Consider the following 14,756-nt stretch of genomic DNA (forward strand, 5'->3'; position numbering starts at 1 on the left):
CCCCGGCGGCGCGTTCGCGCTGCTCCCGGCCCCCGCCCCCGGCTGGCGGGTGACGGCCGACGTCGTCGTGGTGGGCTCGGGCGTCGCCGGGCTCACCGTCGCGCTGCGCTGCCACGCCGCCGGGCTGCGCACCGTCATCGTCACCAAGGCCCGGCTCACCGACGGCTCCACCCGGTGGGCCCAGGGCGGCATCGCCGCCGCCCTCGGCGAGGGCGACAGCCCCACGCAGCACCGCGCCGACACCCTCACCGCCGGGGCCGGGCTGTGCGACGACGCCGCCGTCACCGCCCTGGTCACCGAGGGGCCGGGCGCCGTCCGCCGCCTCATCGACGAGGGCGCCCGCTTCGACACCGCCGACGACGGCACCATCGCCCTCACCCGCGAGGGGGGTCACCACCGGCGGCGCATCGCCCACGCGGGCGGTGACGCCACCGGCGCCGAGATCTCCCGCGCGCTGCTCGCCGCCGTCCGCGCCGCCCGGATCGAGACCATCGAGAACGCCCTCGCCCTCGACCTCCTCAAGGACGCCGCCGGGCACGCGGCCGGTGTCACCCTGCACGTCATGGGCGAGGGCCGGCACGACGGCGTCGGCGCCGTCCACGCCCCCTCCGTGGTGCTCGCCACCGGCGGCATGGGCCAGATCTTCTCCGCCACCACCAACCCGGCCGTCTCCACCGGCGACGGCGTCGCGCTCGCGCTGCGCGCCGGCGCCGAGGTGTCCGACCTGGAGTTCGTGCAGTTCCACCCCACCGTGCTGTTCCTGGGGCCGGGCGCCGAGGGCCAGCAGCCGCTCATCTCGGAGGCCGTGCGCGGCGAGGGCGCGCACCTCGTCGACGCCGACGGGGTCCGGTTCATGACCGGGCAGCACGAACTGGGCGAGCTGGCCCCGCGCGACATCGTCGCCAAGGGCATCATGCGGCGGATGCGCGAGCACGGCACCGATCACATGTACCTGGACGGGCGGCACTTCGGCGCCGCCCTGTGGGAGCACCGCTTCCCCACCATCCTGGCGGCCTGCCGGGCGCACGGCATCGACCCGGTCACCGGCACCATCCCGGTCGCCCCGGCCGCCCACTACGCCTCCGGCGGGGTGCGCACCGATCTGCACGGCCGGACCACGGTGCCCGGCCTGTACGCGTGCGGCGAGACCGCCTGCACCGGCGTGCACGGCGCCAACCGGCTCGCGTCCAACTCGCTCCTCGAAGGGCTGGTCTTCGCCGAGCGCATCGCGGCCCGTATCGCCGCCACCCCGGCGCCCGGGACGGCGCCCGCGCCCGTCCCCCCGTCGCGCGCCGTCCCGCCGGTGCGGCTGCTGCCGCCCGAGGCCAGGGCCACCCTCCAGCGTGTGATGACCGAGGGCGCCGGCGTGCTGCGCGACGCCGCCGGGCTCGCCGCCGCGGCCCGCGCCCTGGACGCGCTCGCCGGCGACCCTGCGGACCCCGACCGCAAGCCGGCCGAGCCCGGCGCGGACACCTGGGAGACCGCTAATCTGCATCTGGTCGCCCGGGTCCTGGTGGCCGCGGCCGCGCGGCGCACCGAGACGCGGGGCTGCCACTGGCGCGAGGATTTCCCGGACCGGGACGACGCGCGCTGGCGGCGTCATCTCGTGCTCGCGCTGCGGCCGGGCGGCGACGGCCGTGATCCGCGCGTGCGCACCGAGGTCCCCGACGGTCCCGGTGATCCCGCCCGTGCCGGGCATCCCGATCACCCCGAGCATCCCGATCACCCCGAACCTTCCGCCCACCCCGAGCACCCGTTCCGAGGAGAGACCCCGTGACCACCCCACCGCACCGGCCGGCCCCCGTGGAGCTGACGCTGCTGCCCATCGGCTCCGCCCCGGGCGACGCCGCTCCCGGAGGCTGCGGCGACGGCTGCGGCTGCGGAGACGGCGGCGCGGGCCCCGCCCACGACCCCCTGGAGTGCGGCCTCGACCCCGACCTGGCCGCGCTGCTGGCCGAGGCGGGCCTCGACCCGGTCCTCGTCGAGGACATCGCCCACCTCACCATCGAGGAGGACCTCGACAACGGCGTGGACGTCACCACCGTGGCCACCGTCCCCGAGGACGCGATCGCCACCGCCGACTTCACCGCCCGCGAGGCCGGTACGGTCGCCGGGCTGCGGATCGCCGAGGCGGTGCTGTCGGTGGTGTGCACGGACGAGTTCGAGGTCGAGCGGCACGCCGAGGACGGTGACCGCGTCGCGGCCGGCCAGGTGCTGCTGTCGGTGACCGCCCGCACCCGCGATCTGCTCACCGGCGAGCGCGGCGCGCTGAACCTGCTGTGCCGGCTGTCCGGCATCGCCACCGCCACCCGGGCCTGGGCGGACGTGCTGGAGGGCACCGCCACCCGGGTGCGCGACACCCGCAAGACCACCCCCGGGCTGCGCGCGCTGGAGAAGTACGCGGTGCGCTGCGGCGGCGGCGTCAACCACCGCATGTCGCTGTCGGACGCCGCACTGGTGAAGGACAACCACGTGGTCGCGGCGGGCGGCGTCGGCGAGGCGTTCCGGCGGGTCCGTGCGGAGTTCCCCGGGGTGCCGATCGAGGTCGAGGTGGACCGGCTCGACCAGCTGGCCGAGGTCCTGGCGGAGGGCGCCGAGCTGATCCTCCTCGACAACTTCACCCCCGAGGAGACCGCGCGCGCCGTCGAGCTGACGGCCGGCCGCGCCGCGCTGGAGTCCTCAGGCCGTCTCACGCTGGAGAACGCCCCGGCGTACGCGGCCACCGGCGTCGACTACCTGGCCGTGGGGGCGCTCACCCACTCGGCCCCGATCCTGGACATCGGTCTCGACCTGCGCGCGGCCGAGGGGCGGGACTGACGATGCTGCTCACCATCGACGTCGGCAACACCCACACGGTGCTCGGCCTGTTCGACGGCGAGGAGATCGTCGAGCACTGGCGGATCTCCACCGACGCCCGCCGCACCGCCGACGAGCTGGCGGTGCTGCTCCAGGGGCTGATGGGCATGCATCCGCTGCTGGGCGAGGAGCTGGGTGACGGGATCGACGGGATCTGCGTGTGCTCGACGGTCCCCTCGGTGCTGCACGAGCTGCGCGAGGTGACCCGGCGCTACTACGGGGACATCCCGGCGGTGCTGGTGGAGCCGGGTGTCAAGACGGGGGTGCCGATCCTCACCGACAACCCCAAGGAGGTCGGCGCCGACCGCATCATCAACGCGGTGGCGGCGGTGGAGCTGTACGGCGGCCCGTGCATCGTGGTCGACTTCGGCACCGCCACGACGTACGACGCGGTCTCGGCGCGCGGTGAGTACGCGGGCGGGGCGATCGCGCCCGGCATCGAGATCTCGGTGGAGGCGCTGGGGCTGCGCGGCGCTCAGCTGCGGAAGGTGGAGCTGGCCAGGCCGCGCCATGTGATCGGCAAGAACACCGTGGAGTCGATGCAGTCGGGCATCCTGTACGGCTTCGCCGGCCAGGTGGACGGCGTGGTGGAGCGGATGGCGCGGGAGCTGGCGGACGATCCCGACGATGTGACGGTGATCGCCACCGGCGGTCTGGCGCCGATGGTGCTGCGCGAGGCGACGGTCATCGACGAGCACGAGCCGTGGCTGACGCTGGTGGGGCTGCGGCTGGTGTACGAGCGGAACGTCGCCAGGTCCTGAGGGGCCGGCCCCGGGGGGCGGGCCGGGTGCGGGCGTGGTCGCCACGCCGTTTGGCAGACGAATAGCTGCACATTGTCTGTTAAGCACTTAATGTCGGAATATGTTTACGTCACAGGGTTCTCCCGTCTTCGCGAAGGCCGACGGCGACGAGCGCGGCACGGGCGAGAAGGAGCCGCGCCGCCCGGGCAAGGCCCCCGCTCCCGGGGCCAAGCCCAAGCGGCCCGTGCCGACGCCGGCCGAGGTCTTCCCGCCGCACCGGCGCAAGCCCGCCCCGCAGCAGCCGCCGGCGCCCGCCACCCGCCCGCCGGACAAGGACGGCGGCGAGGCGGGGCCCGGGCAGGGGTGACCGGCGGGTAGCGGGGCGGCGGGTCCCGGCCTCGTCCCGGCGGTGGGTAGTGTGGTGCCGCACGGACGAAGGAGACCACCACTCATGGACTACATCGCCGCTCTCTTCCCTCCCACGGTGATGGCTGTCGCCTTCATCGGCGTGATCGTGACCATGGTCAAGTCGCAGGGCGGGGCGAACAAGTACAAGGAAGACGCCGCGGTGGACGCGGCGCTCGCCGCCCGCGCCGCGGAGGCCGACGGGGGCGAGGCGCCGGCGGCCGGCAAGAGCTGAGCCAACATCCGGCGAAACGGACACATGCCGTAATTTTCCGCGCCGCGGTTATTCTTCCGGTGTGCCTCGGCCATTGGGTGAACTGGAAGACGCGGTGATGACCCGCGTATGGGAGTGGAACCGTCCCGTCACGGTGCGGGAAGTTCTCGAAGATCTGCGCCAGGACCGTTCGATCGCCTATACGACGGTGATGACCGTCCTGGACAACCTCCATCAGAAGGGCTGGGTCCGCCGCGAACAGGAGGGGCGGGCCTATCGCTATGAGGCGGTCTCCACCCGAGCCGCTTACTCAGCGGCATTGATGAATGACGCCTGGTCCGAGTCCGACAACCCGGCGGCGGCCCTCGTCGCATTCTTCGGGATGATGTCGGCCGAGCAGACCGAGGCATTGCGGGACGCGCTCCGGGTCACCGCGCTGGACGGATCGCGGGAGTCCCGCGAGCCGCCCCCCGGGCCGGAAGAGGGTCCTTCCCAGCGATAGCCTCCGTCCGTGTCAGACGCAGCGGAAGCCAACGAAGCCAAGAACGGGCCGCACCCGGTTACGGAAGTCACCGTCCGCAGGGCCAGGACCACGGATGTGCCCGAGGTGCGCCGTCTCATCGATCTCTACGCACGGGACCGCATCCTCCTCGACAAGGCGACCGTGACCCTTTACGAGGACATTCAGGAGTTCTGGGTGGCGGAACGCGACTCGGACGCCCGGGTGGTCGGCTGCGGCGCCCTCCACGTCATGTGGGAGGACCTGGCGGAGGTGCGGACGCTGGCCGTCGATCCGCAGCTGAAGGGCCATGCGGTCGGCCACCGGGTGCTGGAGAAGTTGCTCCAGACGGCACGCTGGCTCGGTGTTCGGCGCATTTTCTGTCTGACCTTCGAAGTGGAGTTCTTCGCCCGTCACGGCTTCACCGAGATCGGTGATGCCCCCGTCGACGGGGATGTCTACAGCGAGCTGCTCCGTTCCAATGACGAGGGCGTGGCGGAGTTCCTCGGTCTGGAGCGAGTGAAGCCCAACACATTGGGTAACAGTCGGATGCTGTTGCATCTCTGATAGCAACACGGGAGCGGAGGTTTGTCCGAATCGTCCCCCTGTGTCTTATCGAGTTGCCGGGTAATCAGCACTCAGGGTTTGTGTTTTCCCTGGAATGGCGGTTTGATTACACCGCAAGTATGTAAGGGTATTCGGCGACTATGAATGAGGAGCAGCCCGGTGGCACAGAAGGTTCAGGTCCTTCTCCTCGATGACCTCAGCGGTGGCGAGGCGGAGGAGACCGTAACGTTCGCGCTTGACGGCAAGACTTACGAGATCGACCTCAACTCCGAAAACGCGGACAAGCTGCGTAACGCTCTTGAGCCCTACGTGAAGGCCGGCCGGCGTGCCGGGAGCGGCCGTGGCGGCCGCGGTCGCGGCCGTACCGCGGCTCCGGCGGGCGGCAGCGGGCAGGACACCGCGAAAATCCGCGCGTGGGCGAAGGAAAACGGATTCGAAGTGAATGACCGGGGCCGTGTTCCCGCCAACATTCGCGAGGCTTACGAGAAGGCCGGCGCCTGATTCCGCGGCCGGGCGCCGGGGGCGGGACGCCCCCGGCCTGCGCTCAGTCGCCCCGCGCGGGGCACCTCCCGGGCCGGTCCCGGGGGAGGGCCCCGGCGGACCAAGCGCTTCCCTGACCTGGGGGGCCGCACTCCTGTCGCGGCCCCCTGTGGTGTGTCCGCGCCCATCCCGCGCCGCGCACCCGCGGCGCCTCACCCCACCGGTGTCATGTCTTGAGCGGTGGCCCGCGGCATGCGAAGGTTACGCACAGTCGGCGGACGGGCGCGTACCGTACCCGCTCCCGGCGGCCGATCCGGACGCGATCGAGAATTATCGCGTTCGCCTGTAGCGGATGTCCGTTGCCCCGGCGGCATGGAGTGTCAGTCTTGACGGGTAGGAATCCCACACGGATGCCCATGACTGAAGGGGCGATTTCCGTAGGTCCGGGTGTGTTGCCCGGCGGCGTTCGCCGTCGGCGTACTCATCCGAGGTGCAAGAGCTTGGCCTGCGGGAACAACGTCTCGCACCATCGGGTTGGAACTGTTGTCGCCTGTTCGGGACACGGGGCCGGGGACAGGAGCAGACAGTCGGAATGAGCGGTCCCCCGTTGCGGGACTAAGCTGCGGAAGGACAGGGAGGGGACCGACCCCTTTACTGCCTGACCGCTCTGAGGAGCGATTAACGATGTTCGAGAGGTTCACCGACCGTGCGCGGCGGGTTGTCGTCCTGGCTCAGGAAGAAGCCCGGATGCTCAACCACAACTACATCGGCACCGAGCACATCCTCCTGGGCCTGATCCACGAGGGTGAGGGTGTCGCCGCTAAGGCCCTGGAGAGCCTCGGGATCTCTCTGGAGGCGGTCCGCCAGCAGGTGGAGGAGATCATCGGCCAGGGCCAGCAGGCGCCCTCGGGCCACATCCCCTTCACTCCCCGGGCGAAGAAGGTCCTGGAGCTGTCGCTCCGCGAGGCCCTTCAGCTCGGCCACAACTACATCGGCACCGAGCACATCCTGCTCGGCCTGATCCGCGAGGGCGAGGGCGTCGCCGCCCAGGTCCTGGTGAAGCTGGGCGCCGATCTCAACCGGGTGCGGCAGCAGGTCATCCAGCTGCTGTCCGGCTACTCGGGCGGCAAGGAGGCGGCCACCGCGGGCGCCGGCCCCTCCGAGGGCACGCCGTCCACCTCCCTCGTCCTGGACCAGTTCGGCCGCAACCTCACGCAGGCCGCCCGGGAGACCAAGCTCGACCCCGTCATCGGGCGCGAGAAGGAAATCGAGCGGGTCATGCAGGTGCTGTCCCGCCGCACCAAGAACAACCCGGTCCTCATCGGTGAGCCCGGCGTCGGCAAGACCGCCGTCGTCGAGGGCCTGGCGCAGGCCATCGTCAAGGGCGAGGTGCCCGAGACCCTCAAGGACAAGCACCTCTACACCCTGGACCTGGGCGCGCTGGTCGCCGGCTCCCGCTACCGCGGTGACTTCGAGGAGCGCCTGAAGAAGGTGCTCAAGGAGATCCGCACCCGGGGCGACATCATCCTGTTCATCGACGAGCTGCACACCCTGGTCGGCGCGGGCGCCGCCGAGGGCGCCATCGACGCGGCGAGCATCCTCAAGCCGATGCTGGCCCGCGGCGAGCTGCAGACCATCGGTGCGACCACCCTGGACGAGTACCGCAAGTACCTGGAGAAGGACGCGGCCCTGGAGCGCCGCTTCCAGCCCATCCAGGTCGCCGAGCCGTCCCTGCCGCACACCATCGAGATCCTCAAGGGCCTGCGCGACCGGTACGAGGCGCACCACCGCGTCTCCATCACCGACTCCGCGCTGGTGGCCGCGGCCCAGCTGGCCGACCGGTACATCTCGGACCGCTTCCTGCCGGACAAGGCGATCGACCTGATCGACGAGGCCGGCTCCCGGATGCGCATCCGCCGGATGACCGCGCCGCCGGACCTGCGGGAATTCGACGAGAAGATCGCGAACGTGCGCCGGGAGAAGGAGTCCGCGATCGATTCGCAGGACTTCGAGAAGGCCGCGTCCCTGCGGGACGACGAGAAGCAGCTCCTGACCGCCAAGGCACAGCGCGAGAAGGAATGGAAGTCCGGCGACATGGACGTCGTCGCCGAGGTCGACGAGGAACTGATCGCCGAGGTGCTGGCGGCTTCCACCGGTATTCCGGTCTTCAAGCTGACCGAGGAGGAGTCCTCGCGGCTGCTGCGCATGGAGGACGAACTCCACAAGCGCGTCATCGGGCAGGAGGACGCCATCAAGGCGCTCTCCCAGGCCATTCGCCGTACCCGGGCGGGCCTGAAGGACCCGAAGCGCCCCGGTGGCTCGTTCATCTTCGCCGGCCCGTCCGGTGTCGGTAAGACGGAGCTGTCCAAGACGCTGGCCGAATTCCTGTTCGGCGACGAGGACGCGCTGATCGCTCTCGACATGTCGGAGTTCGGCGAGAAGCACACCGTCTCGCGGCTCTTCGGCTCCCCGCCCGGATACGTGGGCTACGAAGAGGGCGGCCAGCTGACGGAGAAGGTGCGGCGCAAGCCGTTCTCGGTGGTCCTTTTCGACGAGGTCGAGAAGGCGCACCCGGACATCTTCAACTCGCTGCTCCAGATCCTGGAGGACGGTCGCCTGACCGACTCCCAGGGCCGGGTCGTCGACTTCAAGAACACGGTCATCATCATGACGACCAACCTGGGGACGCGGGACATCTCCAAGGGCTTCAACATGGGCTTCGCGGTGGCCGGCGACGTCGCCACCGGGTACGACCGGATGAAGGCCAAGGTCAACGACGAGCTGAAGCAGCACTTCCGGCCGGAGTTCCTGAACCGTGTCGACGACACGGTGGTCTTCCACCAGCTCACCCAGGACGACATCATCCAGATCGTGGACCTGATGATCGCCCAGGTGGACGAGCGGCTGAAGGACCGCGACATGGGCATCGAGCTGTCGACGGACGCCAAGCAGTTCCTGGCGAAGCGCGGCTACGACCCGGTGCTCGGCGCGCGTCCGCTGCGCCGGACGATCCAGCGCGACGTCGAGGACGTCCTGTCGGAGAAGATCCTCTTCGGCGAGCTGCGTCCGGGCCACATCGTGGTGGTGGACACGGAGGGTGAAGGCGCGGACAAGAAGTTCACCTTCCGGGGCGAGGAGAAGTCCTCGCTGCCCGACACCCCGCCGGTGGAACAGGCCGCGAAGGGCGGGCCGAACCTCTCCAAGGAGAGCTGACCCGACCGCTCGCTGAGCGGAGCCGAGCAGTACGCCGAGGCCCCCACGACCCGCCAGGGTGGTGGGGGGCTCGGCGTGTGCGGGGGCGGGGGTGGGCGGGTCAGTAGCGCGACGAGGGATGCGGGACGACGCTGATGCGGCGGGGCAGCTGGGAGGCGTCCGCGATCCGGAGCGTTTCCGCGCAGGTGATGTGCCGCAGCGAGGAATGGGCTGCCAGCGGTGCCAGTGCCACGGGGGAGCCCGGGTTTCCGGAGAGGTGGAGCGTGTCGAGCGAGGGAAAACAGTCCACGAGGGCGGAGAGCCGGTCCGCTCCGAGGGTGAGGTCGGCTCTCAGCGTGGTGACGGTTGCGAACCGCAGTCCGGTGCCGGTCAGGTCGGCGAACCCCTCGGCCGAGACGGTCAGGACGGACAGCTCCGGCAGCGAGGCGACGGTGGCCCAGCCGGCCGGGCCCGGCGGGACCCGGAGCAGGGGGAGTGCCACGTCGCGCAGGGTGGGCCAGGTGCTGAGGGGACGGAGGTCGTCCACGCCGGCGGGCAAGCTCAGATACCGGAGTCGCGCCCCGGCGGGGAGCGCGCGCAGGTCGTGGCCGATCACCGCGTCCCAGAGGTAGAGGTCGGACAGATGGGGCAGTTCGTTCAGCCAGTCCGTACGCTGCGTGGTGCCCGGCCCCCGGAGGTTCAGGCCGCTGATCGGGAGACCGGCCAGCCGGGAGAGATCGTGCCGCTCGCTCACGTTCGACAGAAGCAGGCGCCGGAGCCCGGGGAGTCGGTGCAGAAAGCCCAGCTCGTGCAGTCGGTCACCGAGGAACAGGTGCAGCTCGGAGATCCCGGAGATCGCCGTCCTCATGCCGTCCAGTGCCCGGCCGATCTCGGACGCCGAGAAGTCACCCCGCAGCGAGTAGTACCGGTGGGCCGGAAGCTCGCGCAGCATCTCCAGTTCCCGGGGGGTGGACGCGGTGATCCGGAAATGACCCTCCAAGGACAGCTGTGCCAGCACCTCGGCCGCGTACCGTTCGGTGTCGAACCTGCTCCACTCCGACGCCAGCCAGCTCCGGACCGAGCTGGACGGGTGATCGCGGTACGGCACCAAGCGGGGGATCGCGGCGTCGGTGCCGATGGTCTGGGCGGTGATCACCACAGCCCGCGCCTCCTCCTCCGTCAGGCCCTCCGGGCCGGGCAGTAACTCCAGGACCACCGGACCCACGGCGGCCAGCCGCTCGGCTTCCCTCCGTGTCCGGGGCGGGATCAGCTCCGCGGCGCGCCGCTTGACCGCCTCGCGGGTCGCGCGGTCCAGCTGGCTGGCGTGCTCCAGGCAGGCCATCGCCACCAGGTGCAGCCGGATGCGGTGGTCCGGTTCCTCGTCGCCGCGGCTGACGAGACCGGTGAGCAGGGTGGCGCGTTCGTCGGGGCGGGCGTGGGCCACCGCCATGCGGATGACGTCCTCCCACTGGTCGAGGTGCGCCTTCTCCACCAGGAGACCGAAGTCCTGCTCCTCCACGGCCTCCTTCGCGCCCAGGTAGTCCTGGAAGGTGCGGTGGACGAAATCCACCGCACCCGGGCCCGGCGCGCGCAGCAGTCCGGAGCGGTCGAGGAGATGGCGGAAGATCTCCTCGGGCGTCCCCTGATCCGCCACGTGCGGCATCGAGGGCAGGGCCCGCGCGAGCACACCGAGGGCCACACCGCTGTCCATCTCCGAGCGGCCGTTGCGGATCAGCCAGTAGGCGAGTTTCTGGAGCAGGAGCCCGGCGGACTCCGCGTCCAGCCGGATGCCGTCGGTCATCAGCCCCCGCTCCTGGTCGCGGCGCTCCAGCAGCATGTGCAGAGCCGCGTCGTACAGGGCCTTGCGGCCGTGGGGCAGGTAGCCCCGGCGGTCCCGGTGCAGGGCGCAGAGGAGGGCGCACATCAGCGGGTTGGTGGCGAGCTGGGTGAGGTCCCGGCGGGTGCGGATGGTGCTGAGCAGCTTCTGTTCCAGTTCTTCCCCGGCCCGGGCGGCGCGGTGCCAGCGCTGGAGGAAGGCGGCGATGTCCTTCTCGCTCATCCGGGCCATGGTCAGTTCCGCGAAGCCCTCGCCCGCCAGCCAGTCGTCGCGGACGGCGGAGGGGCGGGAGGTGACCAGCCACAGGTTGCCGGGGTAGGCGTCCAGCAGGTCGCGCAGCCAGCGGCGGGCGGGCTCGCGTTCCTCCTCCGGGATCTCGTCGATGCCGTCGACGAGCAGCAGCCCGCGCCGGGTGGTCAGCACCCGGTCGGTCCAGCCGGCCGGCTGGGCGGCGTGGAAGGGGCAGCCGACCGCCGACAGGAAGGCGTCGGGGGAGGGCAGGTCCCTGCCGCCCCGGGTGAGGGTGCGCAGCGGCAGCACGAAGGGGATGCGGCCCAGCAGGTGGGTCATGCCGTCCGCCGTCTCCTGGCGGGCGGTGGTGAGGGCGAGCCACTGGACGAGGGTGGTCTTGCCCGATCCGGCCTCGCCGCGCAGCAGGACCCGTTCCCGGCCGGCCAGGGCACGTTCGGCGGGCTGGGGCGGGTTCGGGGCGGGGGCCGGCTCGGTGTCGCCGGGGAAGTGGTGGGTGCTGGTGTCCCGTTCCGTGGTGCGCAGGCTCAGGTAGGCGGCGTCCAGCGGCCACGTGTCGGCCTGGTAGAGGTCCAGGCCGTAGATGGTGAGGTGGCTGTGCTTCGTGAGGAGGTACGCCGTGTACCGCTCCTCGAAGGCCGTGTCGGCCGCGGACCTGGCCGGGATGCGTTCCGTCAGCAGGTCGACGGTGCGGATCAGCCGGTCCAGGTCACGGCTCTGTTCGGTGAGGGTGCGGGCGACGAACGTGGAGCGCTGGGTGAAGAAGTTCAGGATGTGGAGGCAGACGGCGCCGAGGAGGGCTTCGTAGCGGGCTTCGGCCGCCGCTGAAAGGTCCCCGGGGCGGGCGATGCGGGCGGCGAGACCTTCCGGGCCCAGCCGGACGGCCTGGACGTCGTCCATGTCCAGCTCGCCGAGGTCGCGGAGTGATCGGGTAAGGGCATCGGTCAGTTCCTCCTGTACGTCGGGGGCGGGGGCCTCGTGCGGGCCCGCCGCCGTCGCCGCGCGGGCGACGAGTTCGCGGGCGAGTTTGCGCAGCTCGCGCTCACCCAGGGTGCGGGTCTCGCCGCGGAACGACACCAGCGCCGAGAGGCGTACCGGTTTGTCGGTCAGTCCGGCGCCCGGGCCGTCCCGGTGGAAGAGTTTCTTGATCAGCGGCGCGATGGCGCTCGATGCGAGTCGGAGCCCGCCCCCGGTCGGATCCATGGTGGGGATCGTAGGTGTTCGGCTCGCATCGCGTGAGAGGGCGTTCCATCATGGAGGGAAGGGAGTACGAGGAGGTGGACAGCCGTGGCCACACAGCACACGATGTGGGCCGAGTACGTCGACCCCGAGGAGCCCGGGGACGTGAAGTGGTGGCACATGGTGCGTGAGGGGGACGGGAACATCGCCATGTGCGGCAAGGAGATGGCGTCCGGGGCGCTGACCCTGTCGGACCGGAAGTGGGGGAACACCGAGGAGCCGTCCTGCCACACCTGCGGGGCGATGTATCTGCGGGAGGTGCCCTACCGGGCGGTCGCCTGAGGGCGGCCCGGGGGGTGTCGGTGCCCTGGGGCAGACTGGGGGCATGAGCGACACAACGGGCGCGGTGCCCGGCCCGGACGGGCTGTTGCGCTGTCCCTGGGGGACCGGTCCCGAGGACTACCGCGCGTATCACGACACCGAGTGGGGACGGGCGGTACGGGGGGACGACGCGCTGTTCGAGCGGCTGTCGCTGGAGGCGTTCCAGTCGGGTCTCTCCTGGCTGACGATCCTGCGGCGCCGGGAGGGTTTCCGGTCGGCGTTCGCCGGGTTCCGCATCGAGAAGGTGGCGGCGTTCACGGCGGAGGACGCCGCGCGGCTGCTCGCCGACCCGGGGATCATCCGCAACCGGATGAAGATCGACGCGACGCTGCACAACGCGGAGGTGCTGGCCGGCTGGCGCGAGGGGGAGCTGACGGAGCTGATCTGGTCGTACGCGCCCGAGGCGCAGGGCCGTCGCGCACCCGTGGGGCACGGGGACATCCCGGCCACGACGGCCGAGTCGACGGCCCTGGCCAAGGACCTCAGGAAGCGCGGTATCCGCTTCGTCGGGCCGACCACGGCGTACGCGCTCATGCAGGCGTGCGGCCTGGTCAACGACCACCTGGCGGACTGCCGGTTCCGCTGACCGGCGGGCGGTCGGCCGGGGCGCCTACGGGGCGGCCTTCAGGGCGATCCGGCCGGTCTTGATCCGGGTCAGTAGGGCGCGGGTGGCGGCCCGGGACGCGGTGAGGGTGACGGCCGGGGCGTCGCTCTCCCGGAGGCAGACGGCGGCGTGGGTGGTGGCGGCCAGTTCGACGCAGGATCCGTTGCCTCCGGAGCCGCTGAAGCTGGACTTCTGCCAGACCAGATGACGCATGATGACCTTTCTGCGGGGTGAACCGCTGGTACTGAGGGGACGGATGGGGCCGGGCGGCCCCGAACGTCCTTTCCCCGCCGGGCTTTCCGCTTAACGCCGCCCAGGTCACCCGCCGACCGGTGTCCCCCGCTACCCGTCCCCGCTGCCCGTCACCCGCCGACCGGTGTCAGCCGTCCGGTGCCCGCCTCGACGGTCCCGGCCGCCGCCAGGCACAGGTCCTCGCGCCAGGCACCGCCGATCAGCTGGACGCCGAGCGGCAGTCCGTCGCGTACCCCGGTGGGCACGGCCACCGCCGGGACACCGGCCAGGCTGACGGCCGCGCACAGCCGCATGGCCTCGGTCACCCGCCGGTGTCCCTCGGGGCCGGAGGACTCCAGGCCCGGCTCGATCGGCGGTTCGGTGAACACCGGGCCGAGCAGCAGGGGGTAGCTGTCGAGGAACCGCGCCCAGGCCCGCTGGACGGTGAGCCGGACGGCTGTCGCCCGCAGATAGCCGCCCAGGTCGCCGCCGGTGGCGCGGTCCATCGACATTTCGAGGTAGGCGCGGCTCCCGGCCGGCACGATCGGCCGGATCCGGGGCCAGACCAGCGCGAACTCCGTCATCACCAGCGTCGCGTAGGTCTCCAGCGCCTCCTCCAGGAGCGGGACGTCCGGCACCTCCACCACCTCGTGGCCGGCGTCCGCGAGCCGGTCGGCGGCGGTGCGGATGGCGTCCCGTACGTGCGGGTGGACGCCGAGGCCGCCGGGGTCGGCCACCACGGCGACCTTCACCGGGGCCGCGGCGGGGGAGCCGGGCGCGTACAGCGGGACGGGCGCGGTGCGCGGGTCGCGGGGGTCGGGGCCGGCCAGCGCCTCGTACGCGAGCCGCAGGTCGCCGACGGTGCGGGCCAGCGGGCCGTCCACCGGGATGAGCTGGGAGGCGAGGGTGGGGTCGTCCTCGCCCAGCCGGTGGTCGGCGGCGAAGCGGCCGTGGGTGGGTTTGAGGGCGGTGACGCCGCAGAAGGAGGCCGGGATGCGGACGGAGCCGCCGGAGTCGTTGCCCAGGCCGAGCGGGGCCATGCCGGTGGCCACGGCGGCGCCGTCGCCGCCGCTGGTGCCGCCGGGGGTGCGGGTGGGGTCCCAGGGGTTGCGGGTGTCGCCGAACAGTTCGCTGCGGGTGTGCACCCCGCCGAGGGCCAGGTCGGGCATGTTGCTGTGACCGATGGGGATGGCACCGGCGGCGCGCAGCCGGGCCACGGGCGGGGCGTCGGCGGCGGCGGTGAAGTCCTTGAAGCGGGCGATGCCGTGCGTGGTGGGGACGCCGCCGATGGCCAGGTTCTCCTTGACGGTGAACGGGACGCC

14 protein-coding genes are annotated in these 14,756 nt (G+C 71.7%); 11 read left to right on the plus strand and 3 right to left on the minus strand.

Translation table 11 applies throughout. The annotated features are described in order from the left end of the window. Positions 1 to 19 precede the first annotated feature (19 nt). From ACFV5N_RS14970 to ACFV5N_RS15010, 9 genes are all read left to right on the plus strand, one after another. Positions 20 to 1,777 carry an L-aspartate oxidase gene (locus ACFV5N_RS14970; protein WP_385599020.1) on the plus strand — a complete coding sequence of 586 codons (1,758 nt, stop codon included), beginning with the start codon at positions 20 to 22 and terminating at the stop codon, positions 1,775 to 1,777. Continuing rightward, positions 1,774 to 2,817, plus strand: a complete 1,044-nt coding sequence (nadC, locus tag ACFV5N_RS14975; protein WP_385598994.1) for a carboxylating nicotinate-nucleotide diphosphorylase — start codon at positions 1,774 to 1,776, stop codon at positions 2,815 to 2,817. Before ACFV5N_RS14970 ends, nadC begins: the two co-directional genes overlap by 4 nt. Positions 2,818 to 2,819: 2 nt before the next feature. After that, on the plus strand, positions 2,820 to 3,617 hold the full coding sequence (locus ACFV5N_RS14980; RefSeq protein WP_019436151.1) for a type III pantothenate kinase: 798 nt from the start codon (positions 2,820 to 2,822) through the stop codon (positions 3,615 to 3,617). A gap of 100 nt (positions 3,618 to 3,717) precedes the next feature. Further along, positions 3,718 to 3,963 (plus strand): hypothetical protein, encoded by a 246-nt coding sequence (locus tag ACFV5N_RS14985; RefSeq protein ID WP_385598997.1) that lies wholly within the window; start codon positions 3,718 to 3,720, stop codon positions 3,961 to 3,963. Between the two features lie 84 nt (positions 3,964 to 4,047). After that, positions 4,048 to 4,236: a hypothetical protein gene (locus tag ACFV5N_RS14990; RefSeq protein WP_385599000.1), complete on the plus strand. Its 189-nt coding sequence runs from the start codon at positions 4,048 to 4,050 to the stop codon at positions 4,234 to 4,236. 61 nt (positions 4,237 to 4,297) lie between these two features. After that, positions 4,298 to 4,717: a BlaI/MecI/CopY family transcriptional regulator gene (locus ACFV5N_RS14995; protein WP_247482240.1), complete on the plus strand. Its 420-nt coding sequence runs from the start codon at positions 4,298 to 4,300 to the stop codon at positions 4,715 to 4,717. Between the two features lie 9 nt (positions 4,718 to 4,726). After that, complete coding sequence (locus ACFV5N_RS15000; RefSeq protein WP_385599003.1) at positions 4,727 to 5,281, plus strand: amino-acid N-acetyltransferase; 555 nt, start codon at positions 4,727 to 4,729, stop codon at positions 5,279 to 5,281. A 159-nt stretch (positions 5,282 to 5,440) separates the two neighbouring features. Beyond that, positions 5,441 to 5,782, plus strand: coding sequence for an Lsr2 family protein (locus ACFV5N_RS15005; protein WP_385599005.1), 342 nt, complete (start codon positions 5,441 to 5,443; stop codon positions 5,780 to 5,782). 663 nt (positions 5,783 to 6,445) lie between these two features. Further along, positions 6,446 to 8,974 carry an ATP-dependent Clp protease ATP-binding subunit gene (locus tag ACFV5N_RS15010; RefSeq protein WP_019436145.1) on the plus strand — a complete coding sequence of 843 codons (2,529 nt, stop codon included), beginning with the start codon at positions 6,446 to 6,448 and terminating at the stop codon, positions 8,972 to 8,974. 100 nt (positions 8,975 to 9,074) lie between these two features. Here ACFV5N_RS15010 and ACFV5N_RS15015 read toward each other — a convergent pair whose 3' ends face one another. Further along, positions 9,075 to 12,242: an NACHT domain-containing protein gene (locus ACFV5N_RS15015; protein ID WP_385599008.1), complete on the minus strand. Its 3,168-nt coding sequence runs from the start codon at positions 12,240 to 12,242 to the stop codon at positions 9,075 to 9,077. 84 nt (positions 12,243 to 12,326) lie between these two features. Between ACFV5N_RS15015 and ACFV5N_RS15020 the strand changes: the two genes are divergently transcribed. After that, a complete protein-coding gene (locus ACFV5N_RS15020) occupies positions 12,327 to 12,560 on the plus strand; it encodes a hypothetical protein (protein WP_385599010.1) in 234 nt (77 codons plus the stop codon). Positions 12,561 to 12,603: 43 nt separating this feature from the next. Next, positions 12,604 to 13,185 (plus strand): DNA-3-methyladenine glycosylase I, encoded by a 582-nt coding sequence (locus tag ACFV5N_RS15025; protein ID WP_385599012.1) that lies wholly within the window; start codon positions 12,604 to 12,606, stop codon positions 13,183 to 13,185. A gap of 24 nt (positions 13,186 to 13,209) precedes the next feature. On the opposite strand, the gene ACFV5N_RS15030 is transcribed toward ACFV5N_RS15025, so the two are convergent. Further along, on the minus strand, positions 13,210 to 13,416 hold the full coding sequence (locus tag ACFV5N_RS15030) for a DUF397 domain-containing protein (RefSeq protein WP_385599015.1): 207 nt from the start codon (positions 13,414 to 13,416) through the stop codon (positions 13,210 to 13,212). A 149-nt stretch (positions 13,417 to 13,565) separates the two neighbouring features. After that, on the minus strand, positions 13,566 to 14,756 hold a 1,191-nt coding region (locus tag ACFV5N_RS15035), incomplete at its 5' end, for an amidase family protein (RefSeq protein WP_385599018.1).

The sequence above is a fragment of the Streptomyces sp. NPDC059853 genome, from assembly GCF_042731495.1.
Taxonomy (GTDB): Bacteria; Actinomycetota; Actinomycetes; order Streptomycetales; family Streptomycetaceae; genus Streptomyces.